Source organism: Kribbella turkmenica, from assembly GCF_004348725.1.
In the GTDB taxonomy this organism is placed as follows: domain Bacteria; phylum Actinomycetota; class Actinomycetes; order Propionibacteriales; family Kribbellaceae; genus Kribbella; species Kribbella turkmenica.
This window is the reverse complement of sequence record NZ_SMKR01000208.1, coordinates 1-11,621: the sequence shown is the minus strand read 5'-3', so window position 1 is coordinate 11,621 and position 11,621 is coordinate 1. Positions and strand designations below refer to the sequence as shown.

The following is an 11,621-nucleotide window of genomic DNA, read 5'->3' as shown; positions in this document are numbered from 1 at the left end:
CTGTCCGAGTGGACCAAGGTGTTCGGGCCACCGACCAGCACCTTCGACCACAAGGGCACGAGGTTCGTCCTGCGGGACTCGTCGCTCGGGTCGCTGCGGGCCGGCGGCTTCGCGCAGATCCTCAACCCCTGAGCCGAGTCGTGGGCGCGGGACGGTAGCGCGGGGAATGAAGCGCGTGGCGCAATGCAGGCTCCCTCTGCTGATTTCCCCGAGCGCATCATCAAGCCGAAGAATCGATGGAACCGCGCACCTCCCCGACGTGTCAACGACCGTCCGGAACGTGGTCAGGAACTGATCAGCGCAACACCGAAGCAAACGCTTCGAGGGCCGGGTAGCCGGCATTTCCGACCACGATCGTGGTCACCCCGGAATCCACCAGCACCAAGGCGTTCTCGTCCCTGCGCTCGTCCAGCACCTTGCGCTGCCAGGTGACGCCCTCAACCGTCGACGTACCGTCGTCAATGGTCCGGCCGAGCTCGTCGGACTGGTATTTGCCGCCGGTCACGTTGGACTGTTCCAGGCCGACGTATTTCTTCTCGTTCGTGACGATGCCGAGGTGCCAGGTGACCGGGCTCTGCTCCGGGGTGCGGAACTCCACGCTGGTGGCGGTCCAGCCGGCCGGCATCGGCGACGGGCCGCGGACCCAGGGGGCGACCCTCTTCGCGTCCTGGAGTTGCGCGGTGTACTCGACCGCGCGGATCTTCTCCTCCTTCGGCCGCCAGGTGACGACCATCAGGAACGCGACCACGACGAAGCAGGCCAGCAGCGCCCAGACCATGTTGGTCAGCGTCCGCGCCTTGGCCCGGTCCTTCCGGTTCTGTTCCCGGTAAGCGATCGCCTCGGCGCGCGCCCGCGCCTTCTCCCGGGCTTCCGCCTCGCTGGAGGCACCCCGGCCTGTCGAACTCATGTACCGAGTGTCGCATCTCGCCTCAACGGACCCGCAGCGAGTTGGCTACGATCCGGGCATGACCGATCCGACCATGCCGCCTGCTCATCTCGAGGTCGAGGCGGACGCGCCTGACCGCAACCTCGCCCTGGAGCTGGTCAGGGTCACCGAGGCCGCGGCGATGGCGGCGGGCCGGTGGGTCGGCCGCGGCGACAAGAACGGCGCCGACGGCGCGGCGGTGAACGCGATGCGGACGCTGATCGGCACGGTCGGGATGAACGGCACGGTGGTCATCGGCGAGGGCGAGAAGGACAACGCCCCGATGCTCTACAACGGCGAGCAGGTCGGCTCCGGCGACGGCCCGGAGTGCGACGTCGCGGTCGACCCGGTCGACGGTACGACGCTGGTCGCCAAGGGCATGAACAACGGCATCGCGGTGATGGCGGTGTCCGCCCGGAACTCGATGTACGACCCGTCCGCGGTCTTCTACATGGAGAAGCTGGTGGTCGGACCGGAGGCGGCCGACGTGGTCGACATCCGGCTCCCGGTCGCGGAGAACATCCGCCGGGTCGCGAAGGCGAAGGGCTCCACGGTCGACGACGTCACCGTCGTACTCCTGGACCGGCCGCGGCACGAGGACCTGGCCACCCAGATCCGGGCCACCGGTGCGCGGATCAAGTTCATCAGCGACGGCGACGTGGCCGGTGCGGTCGAGGCGGCCCGGCCGGACACCGGTCTGGACATGCTGCTCGGCGTCGGCGGTACGCCGGAGGGCATCATCGCGGCCTGTGCGATGAAGTGTGTCGGCGGTCTCATCCAGGGCCGGCTGTGGCCCAAGGACGACGAGGAGCGGCAGAAGGCGATCGACGCCGGCCACGACCTCGACCGGGTGCTCAGCACCGACGACCTGGTCTCCGGCGACGACTGCTTCTTCGTCGCCACCGGGATCACCGACGGCGAGCTGCTGCGCGGCGTCCGGTACGGCCGGTCCACCGCGCGCACGCACTCGCTGGTCATGCGCTCGCGCAGCGGCACGATCCGCAGCATCGAGAGCGTCCACCAGCTCGAGAAGCTGCGCGCCTACTCCGCCATCGACTTCGAGCACGCGCGATGAGCGCACCTGTTCTGGTGGTCGGCGAGGCTCTCGTCGACATCGTCGGGACCGCGGCGGGCCGCACGACCAGGAACGGCAACGGCAAGCCGAAGGCGACTCCCGGCGGCTCCCCCGCCAACGTCGCGGTCGGGCTGGCGCGGCTCGGCGTACCGACCGAGCTCGTCACCCGCTTCGGCACCGACCCGTACGGCGACCAGCTCGGCGCCCACCTGTTCGGGAACGGCGTCCAGCTCGCGCCGGGATCGGTCGACCCCGGCTTCCGGACGAGCACGGCGACCGCGTCGCTCGATGCGGCCGGGGTCGCGTCGTACCAGTTCGACATCACCTGGGAGCCGCCGGCGCTCTCGCTGACCCGCGGCTGCCCGGCGATCCACACCGGGTCGATCGCGACCGTGCTGGAGCCGGGGGCCAAGGCGATCCTCGCTTTCCTGAAGTCGATGACGGATCAGCCGGTGACGGTGACGCTCGACCCGAACGCGCGGCCGACGATCACGCCGGACCCGGTGTCGACGTGGGCCGCCGTACGCGAGCTGGCCGCGCTGGCCGATCTCGTGAAGCTGAGCGACGAGGACTGCGAGTTCCTGCGGCCCGGGTTGCCGGCCGACGAGATCGCGGCGGAGTTGCTCGGCGTCGACCGCACGCGCTGCGTGGTGATCACGCGCGGCGGGGACGGCGCGATCGGCATCAGCCGGGACGGGCGCGTCGAGGTGACCGCACCCGCGATCGAGGTGATCGACACCGTCGGTGCGGGCGACTCGTTCATGGCCGCGCTGATCGCCGGCCTGCACGCGCGCGGTCTGCTGGGTGCGACCAGGCTGGACGGGCTGACCTCGGCATCCCTACGTGACGTCGTGGACTACGCGGTGAAGGCCGCCGCGATCACCTGCACGCGGCACGGCGCCGATCCGCCGACGGCCGATGAGCACGGAGCGCGGTGGGGTGCCTGATGTCGGCCGACACGTGGTCCGCCGAGTTCGAGAGCAAGGGCAGTGTGGTGTTTCCGCCACGACGTGGACGGCTGACGATCCGGTTGATCGGATTCGGGCTGCTGATGGTGATGTCGGCCTGGACCAACCTCGACCACCTGCGCAACGACGACGTCTCCGGCACACTCGGCGTACTGCGGCTCACCGCACTCGCCGCCTTCGTCTACGGCACCGGCCTCACGGTGTGGCAACTCGTCACGAACCGCCCGGCCGTCCGGGTCGACGCCGAAGGCATCTCGCGCGGGCGCAGCCTGCGCTGGTCGGGGATCGGGAGCATCGAGGACCCGGTCGGCCTGCCGGGCGTCCGGACCGTGCAGATCCGCCCGGCCGACCGCCGGACCCGGCCGATCAGAATCCCCCAGGACAACGTCGAGGATCTGGACGCGCTGACCCCCTGGCTGCGCTCGCTGCACAACCAGCACCGGGCCTGACGCACCGAGCGCCGGACCGCGCTCAGGTGGTCGCGTGCCCGGGCCGCGGCCGGCTCGAATCGCGCTCGCGGATGACTGCGGCGATCGCCTCGTGCGCCGCCTGGTCGTGACGCTGTCGGTGTACCTGGTCGAGCTTCAGCATGTCGAGCACAGGTGACTCCTTGGACGCCTTCCTCCGGCCCGCCAGCGTATAGCGGACGCTCCTCAGGCCTTGCGCAGGACCTTGTCCCAGGCCTCACCGCCGTGAGTTTCTCGACAGCCTTCAACCACCCCATGAGATCACCCGCACCAACGGCCGCTGGACAGCCCGGACTCACCGCGGCTCCTGACCGCGGTGGGGAAGTGCTCAGGCGAGACCGAGGCGTTTGCTCAGGCGGGGGCCTCGTTTGATCTTGATCTCACCGAGGATGGCGGTGCCGCGGATGTGGAAGGTCTTGGGGGTGCCGCCGCGGGTGTTCGGATCGGCGGGGCCGGACTGTTGCTCCGAGACCGAGCCGAGGATGGGGTTGCTGTCGAGGTGGACGACCGCGTTCTGTGGGACGCGGATCTTCACGTCGGCCAGGATCGACTTCACGTCGACGTACACGTCGTCGTACGGGAGCTGGGCCTCGGTGTAGTCCAGGGTGACGTCGCCGAGGACGGCGTTCACCTCCTGGCGCTGCGGGACGAGCCACGCGCCGGTGCGCTTGGTCTCCGACATGAACGCGTTGATGACCGGGCCGGCCTCGACCATGGCGCCGGAGTACTGCGGGCTCGCCGTCGGCAGACCCGGTGCACGTGGGCCGTTGGGGAGGTCGGCGGTGAGCTCGACGAGTTCGCCGTACGTCTTGGAGGCGTAGAGGGTTTCGAGGCGTTCCTCGAGTTCGCCGTACGACAGTCGCCCCTCGCCCGCGGCCTCGCGCAGTACGTCGGCGACCTCCTCGCGCTCCAGGTCCGACACTCTTCGCCGCATCGCCAACTCGTCACCGGTCGGCGGCGCCGGCGGCTGCGCGGGCACCGAGTCCTGCGGGCGGTCGTCCTGGGGAACCTCATCCTGAGCCACGACAAAACCTTACGCGCGGGCACGGCGCACGGCAGTCAGGTTTCCTCCCCAGTTCAACCCTGAACGGGCCCTTGAGCTGAGGGCTCATACTGATCGGCATGGATTGGACTGGGAGGCGGGCGGCTGCCGGCGGTTACATCGCACTGTTCGGAGCGAACTGGGCCGGGGTCGTGCTGGTGCTGATCGGCCAGATGACCGGCGCGCCCCCGACGGCGATCGCCGGAATCGTGCTGTTCGGCATCGGGCAGGCCGGCATCAACGTGCTGGCGTTCGCACTGCGCCGATGGCCGGTGCCGGCAGGCCGGTTCGACGCGAGGGCGAGCAACGTCAGCCGGGCCTGGCACCGGCTCACGCTGGGGCTCGAGGTACCGGCCGCCCTGCGCGCGCTGCGGAACAGCTGAGCATGCCCTGGCTGCCGGTGAGACGGAGGTCGCGGGAGGGCCCTGGGGGCGGCCGGGGCGGCGGCGAATTAAGGTGGGAGGGCTCAGACCACGTGTGATGGAGGTATGCCGGTGTCCGCCGACTTCGATTACTCCGACTTGTTGCCGCTCGGTGCCGACGAGACGGAGTACCGACTGCTGACGACCGAGGGCGTGAGCACGTTCACGGCCGGCGACCGGACCTTCCTGCAGGTGCAGCCGGAGGTGCTGCAGGCGCTGACCGCGGAGGCGATGCACGACATCTCCCACTACCTGCGGACCGCCCATCTGGCCCAGCTGCGCCGGATCATCGACGACCCGGCGGCCTCCGGGAACGACCGGTTCGTCGCCCTCGACCTGCTGAAGAACGCGAACATCTCGGCCGGCGGCGTACTGCCGATGTGTCAGGACACCGGCACGGCGATCGTGATGGGCAAGAAGTCCGAGGGCGTGCTCACCGGCGCGGTCGACGAGGAGTGGATCAGCCGCGGCGTGTACGACGCCTACACCAAACTGAACCTGCGCTACTCGCAGATGGCCCCGCTGACCATGTGGGACGAGAAGAACACCGGCTCGAACCTGCCCGCCCAGATCGAGCTCTACGCCACCCCGGGGACCGCGGACCCGGCGTACAAGTTCCTCTTCATGGCCAAGGGTGGCGGCTCGGCGAACAAGTCGTTCCTGTTCCAGGAGACCAAGGCGGTGCTCAACCCGGACGGGATGATGCGCTTCCTGGACGAGAAGATCCGCTCCCTCGGCACCGCGGCCTGCCCGCCGTACCACCTCGCGGTCGTCGTCGGCGGCACGTCCGCGGAGTACGCGCTGAAGACCGCGAAGTACGCGTCCGCGCACTACCTGGACACACTGCCGACGTCGGGTTCGCCGCTCGGGCACGGATTCCGCGACCTGGAACTGGAGGAGAAGGTCTTCGAGCTGACCCAGGAGTTCGGCATCGGCGCGCAGTTCGGCGGCAAGTACTTCTGCCACGACGTCCGGGTGATCCGGCTGCCGCGGCACGGCGCGTCCTGCCCGGTCGCGATCGCGGTGTCCTGCTCGGCCGACCGGCAGGCACTGGCGAAGATCACGCCGGAGGGCGTGTTCCTGGAGCAGCTCGAGCGTGACCCGGCCCGGTTCCTGCCGGACACCACCGACGAGCACCTGGCCGACGAGACCGATGTGGTCCGGATCGACCTCAACCGGCCGATGAGCGAGATCCGCGCGGAGCTGTCGGAACTGCCCGTGAGGACGCGGCTGTCGCTGAGCGGGCCGCTGGTGGTGGCGCGCGACATCGCGCACGCGAAGATCAAGGAGCGGCTGGACGCCGGCGAACCGATGCCGCAGTACCTGCGCGACCACGCGGTGTACTACGCCGGTCCCGCGAAGACGCCGGAGGGGTACGCGTCGGGCTCCTTCGGACCGACGACAGCCGGGCGGATGGACGCGTACGTCGACCAATTCCAGGCGGCCGGCGGATCGTTCGTAATGCTTGCCAAGGGCAACCGATCGGCGAAGGTGACGCAGGCGTGCAAGGAGCACGGCGGGTTCTACCTGGGCTCGATCGGCGGGCCGGCGGCACGGCTGGCGCAGGACTGCATCAAGTCCGTCGACGTGATCGAGTACGCCGAGCTGGGGATGGAAGCGGTCTGGAAGATCGAGGTCGAGGACTTCCCGGCGTTCGTCGTGGTGGATGACAAGGGCAACGACTTCTTCACCGACACCAAGAAGCCCGTCCCACTGACGGTCCGCCCGAGAAGCTGAGAGCGAAGGTGGAAGAAGGGACCGGACAAGCCGGTCTGCTGACCGTCGCACGAAGCTGAGACACGGGCTGGGCGCCGGTGCCGTTCACCATGTGTTCGCGCGGCTGACCACGCCGGGCCGGCGGACCGGCGAACCGCACTCGACCTGTGTGCGGTACCTCGAACGGCCCGACGGGCTCCTGGTGTGGGGCACCGGCTCGGGGTCACGGCACGACCCGGACTGGTTCCGGAACCTGCGCGGCCGTGACGGCGGACGTGCAGATCGGCGCGAAGCACCACACCATGCGCCCGCGGGAGTTGACCGGCCAGGAACGTCAGACGGTCTGGACCGACGTCATCCTCGCCGAGGATCCCCGGATCGGGCGGTTCGCGACGAAAGCCGGGCGCACCATCCCGGTCGCCGTCCTCGAACCGACCGAACCCTGGTCCCGGACGACCTGCCCGCGCGGGTGGCGAACCGGGTCCACTCGAGAGTTGGTCCCGAACCCACCGAGAGAGCTGGTCCCTGCGCGGTCCTAGCCCTAGCCCGCCTTGGCCTCCACCGGCTCGGGCAGCTTGAGGAGGAGCGTCTTCGCGGCCTGGACGACATCGGCTTCGTTGTGGCCGAAGGCCTGGAGGTACGACCCCAGCGCGGACCGCACCAGTCGCAGCTCCTCGGATTGCAGCTCAATCGTGTACATGTTTCCACGGTAAGACCGAACCCGGCAGTGACAACCCCTCGTGACCCACCCGTTGTCTCACGCGCTCCACCCGACGACGGCGGCCACATCAGCCGCCACCTGCTCCACCGCCCGGTCGTTCCGCACGGTGAAGTCGTGGATCGGTTGATGCTCGGCGGCCTGAGCCAACGCAGCCTCGAGGTCCCAGCCCGGCCCACGGGTGGCGCGGGTCCGCTCCGCGATCAGCTGCTCGGGGGTGTCCCAGCCGCACCATCTGTACGTCGCACTCCGCCAACGCCGACGTGTACGCCGCTCGCAACTCCGTCGTCTCCACCTGCCCGCTCACCACCATGAACCGGGCGCCGGCCTGGCGGTAGGTGGTCCAGACAGCAGCCAGGTTGTGCACCTTCAACTGATCGTGGAACCGCAGGTGACCGACGACCGGCCGCCAGGACAGTGCTGGACCAGCGGGGCCGGCGGGGCCGAACTGGGCGACTGCGTCGAGGTCCAGGACAGCGGTCGGGTGATGGTCGGCGGTGAGCAGGCGCCCCACGGCTTGGGCGATGGTGGTCTTGCCGGCACCGCCGCCACCACTGAGCAGAAGTGCGCGCGGCATCAGCTGTGCAGTTCCTCGGCGATCAGAACGGGCTGGTGGGTGGTCGGCGCAGTGGGAAGGCGCCAGTCCTCCGGCGCGGTCCAGGTCTCCCAGCCGTCGGAGAACGGCGACCCCCAGGCATCGATCTCGCGTACCGCTGCGTGCGCGTCCGCGACGATGGCTGACGCCTCCGCGGAGGTGAAGCGGCCGGCGGTCACCGCGCCTTCCAGCTCGTCCTCGTCCTTCCACTCGACCGTCCCGTCCGGCCGGATCCACAGGTCGAGGACGTGGTCGACCGTACTGGTCCGGCGGGCCGCAAGATCCCGTACGTGCGGCGCCTCGAGGTTCACGTACCAGCCGCGGAACGTGCCGTCGTCGGCCCAGAAGAGCCAGACCGACCACGGCTTCCCCGGCGGCAGCACCTTGAGGATCCCGGTCCCGCGCCAGACGTCCAGCTTCAGCACCCGCTCCTCGGTGAACATCGCGACCGGACCGGCGTACCTGGTCTCGCGGCCGTCGGTGAGGACCGGTTTGATCAGCGGTGTCCCCGGCGCGAGCCAGGCGACCAGCCCGTCCTCGTCGTCGCGCACCACCGTCATCGGCCGGACGTTCGGCTTGTCCTCGTGCCTTCCGGTTCCCTCGTAGACCCACTCGATCACCGTGCCCGGCTCCCAGAAGCGCCCCGGCTCAGACGCCGCCGCGGCCGTCATGGCCGGGCCGGACTCGGTGCCGAATCCTGGGCCGAATCCTGGGCCGAATCCTGGGCCGGATCCTGGGCCGGCCTGGTCATCGAGAGCACGTCCAGCGCCGCGTCCAGCTGCTCCTCGGTCAGGTCGCCGTTGTCGACGTGGCCCCTCTCGATCACGACCTCGCGGATCGTCTTGCCCTGCTTGAGCGCGCTCTTCGCGACCGCGGCCGCGTTCTCGTAGCCGATGTAGCGGTTCAGCGGGGTGACGATCGACGGCGACGACTCGGCCAGCGCGCGGGCGTGCTCGACGTTCGCGGTGATGCCGTCGACGCAGCGGTCGGCCAGCAGACGCGAGGAGTTCGCCAGCAGTGTGATCGACTCGAGCAGGTTGCGCGCGATCACCGGGAGCATCACGTTCAGCTCGAAGTTGCCCCCGGCACCGGCCACGGAGATCGTGGTGTCGTTGCCCATCACCTGGGCGGCGACCATCAGCGTCGCCTCACAGATCACTGGATTCACCTTGCCCGGCATGATGCTCGACCCGGGTTGCAGGTCGGGCAGCTGGATCTCGCCGAGCCCGGCGCGCGGACCGGAGCCCATCCAGCGCAGGTCGTTGCAGATCTTGGTCAGGCTGACCGCGACCGTCTTGAGCTGCCCGGACAGCTCGACCAGGCCGTCACGCGCGCCCTGTGCCTCGAAGTGGTCCTCGGCCTCGCGCAGCTCCAGCCCGGTCCGCCGGTTCAGCTCGTCGATCACCTTCGCCGCGAACCCCGGCGGCGTGTTGATGCCGGTGCCCACCGCCGTCCCGCCGAGCGGCAGCTCGGTCACCCGCGGCAGCGTGGCACGGACCCGGTCCGCACCCCGCCGGACCTGCTGGGCGTACCCGTTGAACTCCTGCCCGAGCGTCACCGGCGTCGCGTCCATCAGGTGGGTCCGGCCCGGCTTGACCACCTCGGCGAACTCGGATCCCTTACGTGACAGGGATTCCGCCAGGTGCTCGAGCGCCGGCAGCAGGTCCTGGACGACGCCCGCGGTGGCGGCGACGTGGATCGCCGACGGAAAGGTGTCGTTGCTGGACTGGGACGCGTTGACGTGGTCGTTCGGGTGCACGTCGGCGCCGAGCTCGCGGGAGGCCAGCGTCGCGAGCACCTCGTTGGCGTTCATGTTGGTCGACGTCCCCGAGCCGGTCTGGAACACGTCGATCGGAAACTCCGCGTCGTACTCCCCCGCGGCCACCTGCCCGGCGGCCGCGACGATCGCGTCGGCCTGCGCCCGGTCGAGGACGCCGAGCTCGGCGTTCACCACCGCCGCCGAGGCCTTGATCTGGGCGAGGGCGTGCACGAGCGCCGGCTCCAGCGGCCGGCCGGAGATCGGGAAGTTCTCCACCGCACGCTGGGTCTGCGCCCGCCACAACGCGTCCCGAGGCACCTTGACCTCGCCCATCGTGTCGTGCTCGATCCTGAATTCCACGTTGTCACCCATACCTGCAGAGTACGTCGATCAGCACTGTCGGCCCGCCCTGATACACCTACCTGTGGACAACCACACAGGAGGGGACGGCATGCGCTTCACCCAGACGTTCGAGATCACCCAGTGGGACCAGAACCAGTACGACGAGACCGGCAAGATCCAGCTCGGCCGGGCCACCGTCGGCAAGACGTTCACCGGCGGTGATCTCGAAGGCACCAGCTCGGCTCAGCTGCTGATGGCCGCCACCGCCGACGGCCCGGCGGCGTACACCGCGGTCGAGCGCTTCGTCGGCACGCTGGCCGGCCGTGCGGGGTCGTTCGTGATGGTGCACGGGGCAACCGCCGACCAGACGTCGTCACCGGGCAAGATCGTCGCCGCCGACGGCGACCTGGCCGGCCTCACCGGCACCGTCGTCTACGAGCACGACGAGCAGGGCCCACGGGTCACCGTCGACTACGAGCTGCCCTGGTAGACGTAGTACGTCTCGGCCCGGCCCTGCAGCCGCACCGGGACGGGCTTCACCTCACACGCGCCGAAGACCGACGCGACAGCTTCCTCCAGCGCCGACGACTCCGACGAGGACCAGACCGTCAGCACTCCGTCGGTCCGGAGCTTGGACCGGCAGGTGCCGAGGAACGCCGGGGCATAGATGGCCGAGTTCTCGTTGTAGACAAGGAAGTCCGGACCGTTGTCGACATCCAGCAGGATGGCGTCCAGAGAGGCGTCCGGCGATGAGGTGACCACAGTCCGGACATCGCCGGCCACCACCGACACCCGGGGATCGTCGAGCACCGACGGCACCAGGCCGGCCCGCATCCACGCCACGAGCTCCGGCTCGATCTCCGCGACCACCACCGACCCGAGTCGCGGATCGGCCAGCAGTGCACGCACGGTGTAGCCGAGCCCCAGACCGCCCACGAGCACCCGATCGGGACGGCGTACCGAGGCCAGCGCAGCCGACGCGAGCAGTTCCTCACTGGAGGTCTCCGCGTCGTCCATCACGAAGACGCCGTTCACCCGCAGCTCCAGCGCTCCGTCGTCCGCCCGCCGCCGCAGCACGAGCTCCCCGCGCTCACTCACCGCCCGCGCCACCTCGCCCACGGGCACAACCCTAGGAGAAGGTCAGTACCAACCCTTGGCCTGGGAGTGTGACCAGGCGGAGCACGGGGAGCCGTAGCGGTCCTCGATGTAGTCGAGACCCCACTTGATCTGGGTGACCGGGTTCGTCCGCCAGTCGGAGCCGTACGCCGCCATCCGGTTGCCGGGCAGCGCCTGTGGGATGCCGTACGCCGACGAGGTCGGGTTGTCCGCGTTGACCCGCCAGCGGGACTCCTTGGTCCACAGCTTCTCCAGGCAGCTGAACTGCCCCTCGCCCCAGCCGTGGTCGGGCAGGAGGTTCATCGCGACCTCCTTCGGCGTGCCCTCGAGCTTCTTCCGTTCGGCGTCCCGGCTGGCCCGCTCGTCGCTCGAGCTCTCGTTGGTCTTGCGGAGCGCCTCGTACCGCTTCAGGGCGGCGTTCTTGGCCGCGCGCTTCACCGCAGCCTGGTCTTGCGCCTGCTTCCGGGCCAGCTCGG

16 protein-coding genes and 1 pseudogene are annotated in these 11,621 nt (G+C 69.7%); 8 read left to right on the top strand and 9 right to left on the bottom strand.

The window, feature by feature from the left end:
* Positions 1–295: 295 nt before the first annotated feature.
* On the bottom strand, positions 296–907 hold the full coding sequence (locus E1218_RS31975; RefSeq protein ID WP_132326778.1) for a DUF4245 domain-containing protein: 612 nt from the start codon (positions 905–907) through the stop codon (positions 296–298).
* Between the two features lie 58 nt (positions 908–965).
* Between E1218_RS31975 and glpX the strand changes: the two genes are divergently transcribed.
* From glpX to E1218_RS31960, 3 genes are read left to right on the top strand one after another with little or no spacing between them, the layout of a single operon-like run.
* The gene (gene glpX, locus E1218_RS31970; protein ID WP_132326777.1) at positions 966–2,000 is read left to right on the top strand and encodes a class II fructose-bisphosphatase; all 1,035 of its coding nucleotides are present in this window, start codon (positions 966–968) and stop codon (positions 1,998–2,000) included.
* Positions 1,997–2,947 (top strand): carbohydrate kinase family protein, encoded by a 951-nt coding sequence (locus tag E1218_RS31965; protein WP_132326776.1) that lies wholly within the window; start codon positions 1,997–1,999, stop codon positions 2,945–2,947. The genes glpX and E1218_RS31965 overlap by 4 nt, the downstream gene beginning before the upstream one ends.
* Positions 2,947–3,417, top strand: a complete 471-nt coding sequence (locus E1218_RS31960) for a hypothetical protein (RefSeq protein ID WP_132326775.1) — start codon at positions 2,947–2,949, stop codon at positions 3,415–3,417. Before E1218_RS31965 ends, E1218_RS31960 begins: the two co-directional genes overlap by 1 nt.
* A 22-nt stretch (positions 3,418–3,439) precedes the next feature.
* Here E1218_RS31960 and E1218_RS37865 read toward each other — a convergent pair whose 3' ends face one another.
* Complete coding sequence (locus E1218_RS37865) at positions 3,440–3,568, bottom strand: hypothetical protein (RefSeq protein ID WP_267900341.1); 129 nt, start codon at positions 3,566–3,568, stop codon at positions 3,440–3,442.
* Positions 3,569–3,763: 195 nt separating this feature from the next.
* On the bottom strand, positions 3,764–4,459 hold the full coding sequence (locus tag E1218_RS31955; protein ID WP_132326774.1) for a DUF1707 SHOCT-like domain-containing protein: 696 nt from the start codon (positions 4,457–4,459) through the stop codon (positions 3,764–3,766).
* 98 nt (positions 4,460–4,557) lie between these two features.
* Between E1218_RS31955 and E1218_RS31950 the strand changes: the two genes are divergently transcribed.
* The 4 genes and pseudogenes from E1218_RS31950 to E1218_RS31935 all read left to right on the top strand — a co-directional run bounded on the left by E1218_RS31950 (position 4,558) and on the right by E1218_RS31935 (position 7,154).
* The gene (locus E1218_RS31950) at positions 4,558–4,860 is read left to right on the top strand and encodes a hypothetical protein (protein ID WP_132326773.1); all 303 of its coding nucleotides are present in this window, start codon (positions 4,558–4,560) and stop codon (positions 4,858–4,860) included.
* A gap of 105 nt (positions 4,861–4,965) precedes the next feature.
* Positions 4,966–6,636, top strand: coding sequence for a fumarate hydratase (locus E1218_RS31945; RefSeq protein WP_132326772.1), 1,671 nt, complete (start codon positions 4,966–4,968; stop codon positions 6,634–6,636).
* 91 nt (positions 6,637–6,727) lie between these two features.
* A pseudogene (locus E1218_RS38340) lies at positions 6,728–6,862 on the top strand (nitroreductase/quinone reductase family protein); the annotation flags it as partial.
* 16 nt (positions 6,863–6,878) lie between these two features.
* Positions 6,879–7,154, top strand: a complete 276-nt coding sequence (locus E1218_RS31935; RefSeq protein ID WP_132326771.1) for a nitroreductase/quinone reductase family protein — start codon at positions 6,879–6,881, stop codon at positions 7,152–7,154.
* Positions 7,155–7,156: 2 nt separating this feature from the next.
* Here E1218_RS31935 and E1218_RS36345 read toward each other — a convergent pair whose 3' ends face one another.
* From E1218_RS36345 to E1218_RS31920, 4 genes are all read right to left on the bottom strand, one after another.
* Positions 7,157–7,315, bottom strand: a complete 159-nt coding sequence (locus E1218_RS36345; RefSeq protein ID WP_165949504.1) for a hypothetical protein — start codon at positions 7,313–7,315, stop codon at positions 7,157–7,159.
* Between the two features lie 88 nt (positions 7,316–7,403).
* A complete protein-coding gene (locus E1218_RS31930) occupies positions 7,404–7,910 on the bottom strand; it encodes a hypothetical protein (RefSeq protein ID WP_132326770.1) in 507 nt (168 codons plus the stop codon).
* Entirely contained in the window at positions 7,910–8,548 is a 639-nt protein-coding gene (locus tag E1218_RS31925; RefSeq protein ID WP_233712607.1) for a DUF402 domain-containing protein, read from the bottom strand. The genes E1218_RS31930 and E1218_RS31925 overlap by 1 nt, the downstream gene beginning before the upstream one ends.
* Positions 8,549–8,595: 47 nt before the next feature.
* Positions 8,596–10,059 carry a class II fumarate hydratase gene (locus E1218_RS31920; protein WP_233712606.1) on the bottom strand — a complete coding sequence of 488 codons (1,464 nt, stop codon included), beginning with the start codon at positions 10,057–10,059 and terminating at the stop codon, positions 8,596–8,598.
* A 79-nt stretch (positions 10,060–10,138) separates the two neighbouring features.
* On the opposite strand from E1218_RS31920, the gene E1218_RS31915 reads away from it, so the two are divergent.
* Positions 10,139–10,519: a DUF3224 domain-containing protein gene (locus E1218_RS31915; RefSeq protein WP_132326768.1), complete on the top strand. Its 381-nt coding sequence runs from the start codon at positions 10,139–10,141 to the stop codon at positions 10,517–10,519.
* Here E1218_RS31915 and E1218_RS31910 read toward each other — a convergent pair.
* Together E1218_RS31910 and E1218_RS31905 are read right to left on the bottom strand one after the other, a co-directional pair.
* Positions 10,501–11,148, bottom strand: coding sequence for a spermidine synthase (locus tag E1218_RS31910; RefSeq protein WP_132326767.1), 648 nt, complete (start codon positions 11,146–11,148; stop codon positions 10,501–10,503). The genes E1218_RS31915 and E1218_RS31910 overlap by 19 nt on opposite strands.
* A gap of 21 nt (positions 11,149–11,169) precedes the next feature.
* A partial coding sequence (locus tag E1218_RS31905) for a lysozyme family protein (RefSeq protein WP_456074351.1) occupies positions 11,170–11,621 on the bottom strand: 452 nt, incomplete at its 5' end.

Excerpts from the sequence above, each read along its gene's own strand:
- glpX (WP_132326777.1), top strand. The coding sequence starts at position 966 with ATGACCGATCCGACCATGCCGCCTGCTCATCTCGAGGTCGAGGCGGAC.
- E1218_RS31950 (WP_132326773.1), top strand. The coding sequence starts at position 4,558 with ATGGATTGGACTGGGAGGCGGGCGGCTGCCGGCGGTTACATCGCACTG.
- E1218_RS31965 (WP_132326776.1), top strand. The coding sequence starts at position 1,997 with ATGAGCGCACCTGTTCTGGTGGTCGGCGAGGCTCTCGTCGACATCGTC.
- E1218_RS31915 (WP_132326768.1), top strand. The coding sequence starts at position 10,139 with ATGCGCTTCACCCAGACGTTCGAGATCACCCAGTGGGACCAGAACCAG.
- E1218_RS31975 (WP_132326778.1), bottom strand. The coding sequence starts at position 907 with ATGAGTTCGACAGGCCGGGGTGCCTCCAGCGAGGCGGAAGCCCGGGAG.
- E1218_RS31930 (WP_132326770.1), bottom strand. The coding sequence starts at position 7,910 with ATGCCGCGCGCACTTCTGCTCAGTGGTGGCGGCGGTGCCGGCAAGACC.
- E1218_RS31920 (WP_233712606.1), bottom strand. The coding sequence starts at position 10,059 with ATGGGTGACAACGTGGAATTCAGGATCGAGCACGACACGATGGGCGAG.
- E1218_RS31945 (WP_132326772.1), top strand. The coding sequence starts at position 4,966 with ATGCCGGTGTCCGCCGACTTCGATTACTCCGACTTGTTGCCGCTCGGT.
- E1218_RS31960 (WP_132326775.1), top strand. The coding sequence starts at position 2,947 with ATGTCGGCCGACACGTGGTCCGCCGAGTTCGAGAGCAAGGGCAGTGTG.
- E1218_RS36345 (WP_165949504.1), bottom strand. The coding sequence starts at position 7,315 with ATGTACACGATTGAGCTGCAATCCGAGGAGCTGCGACTGGTGCGGTCC.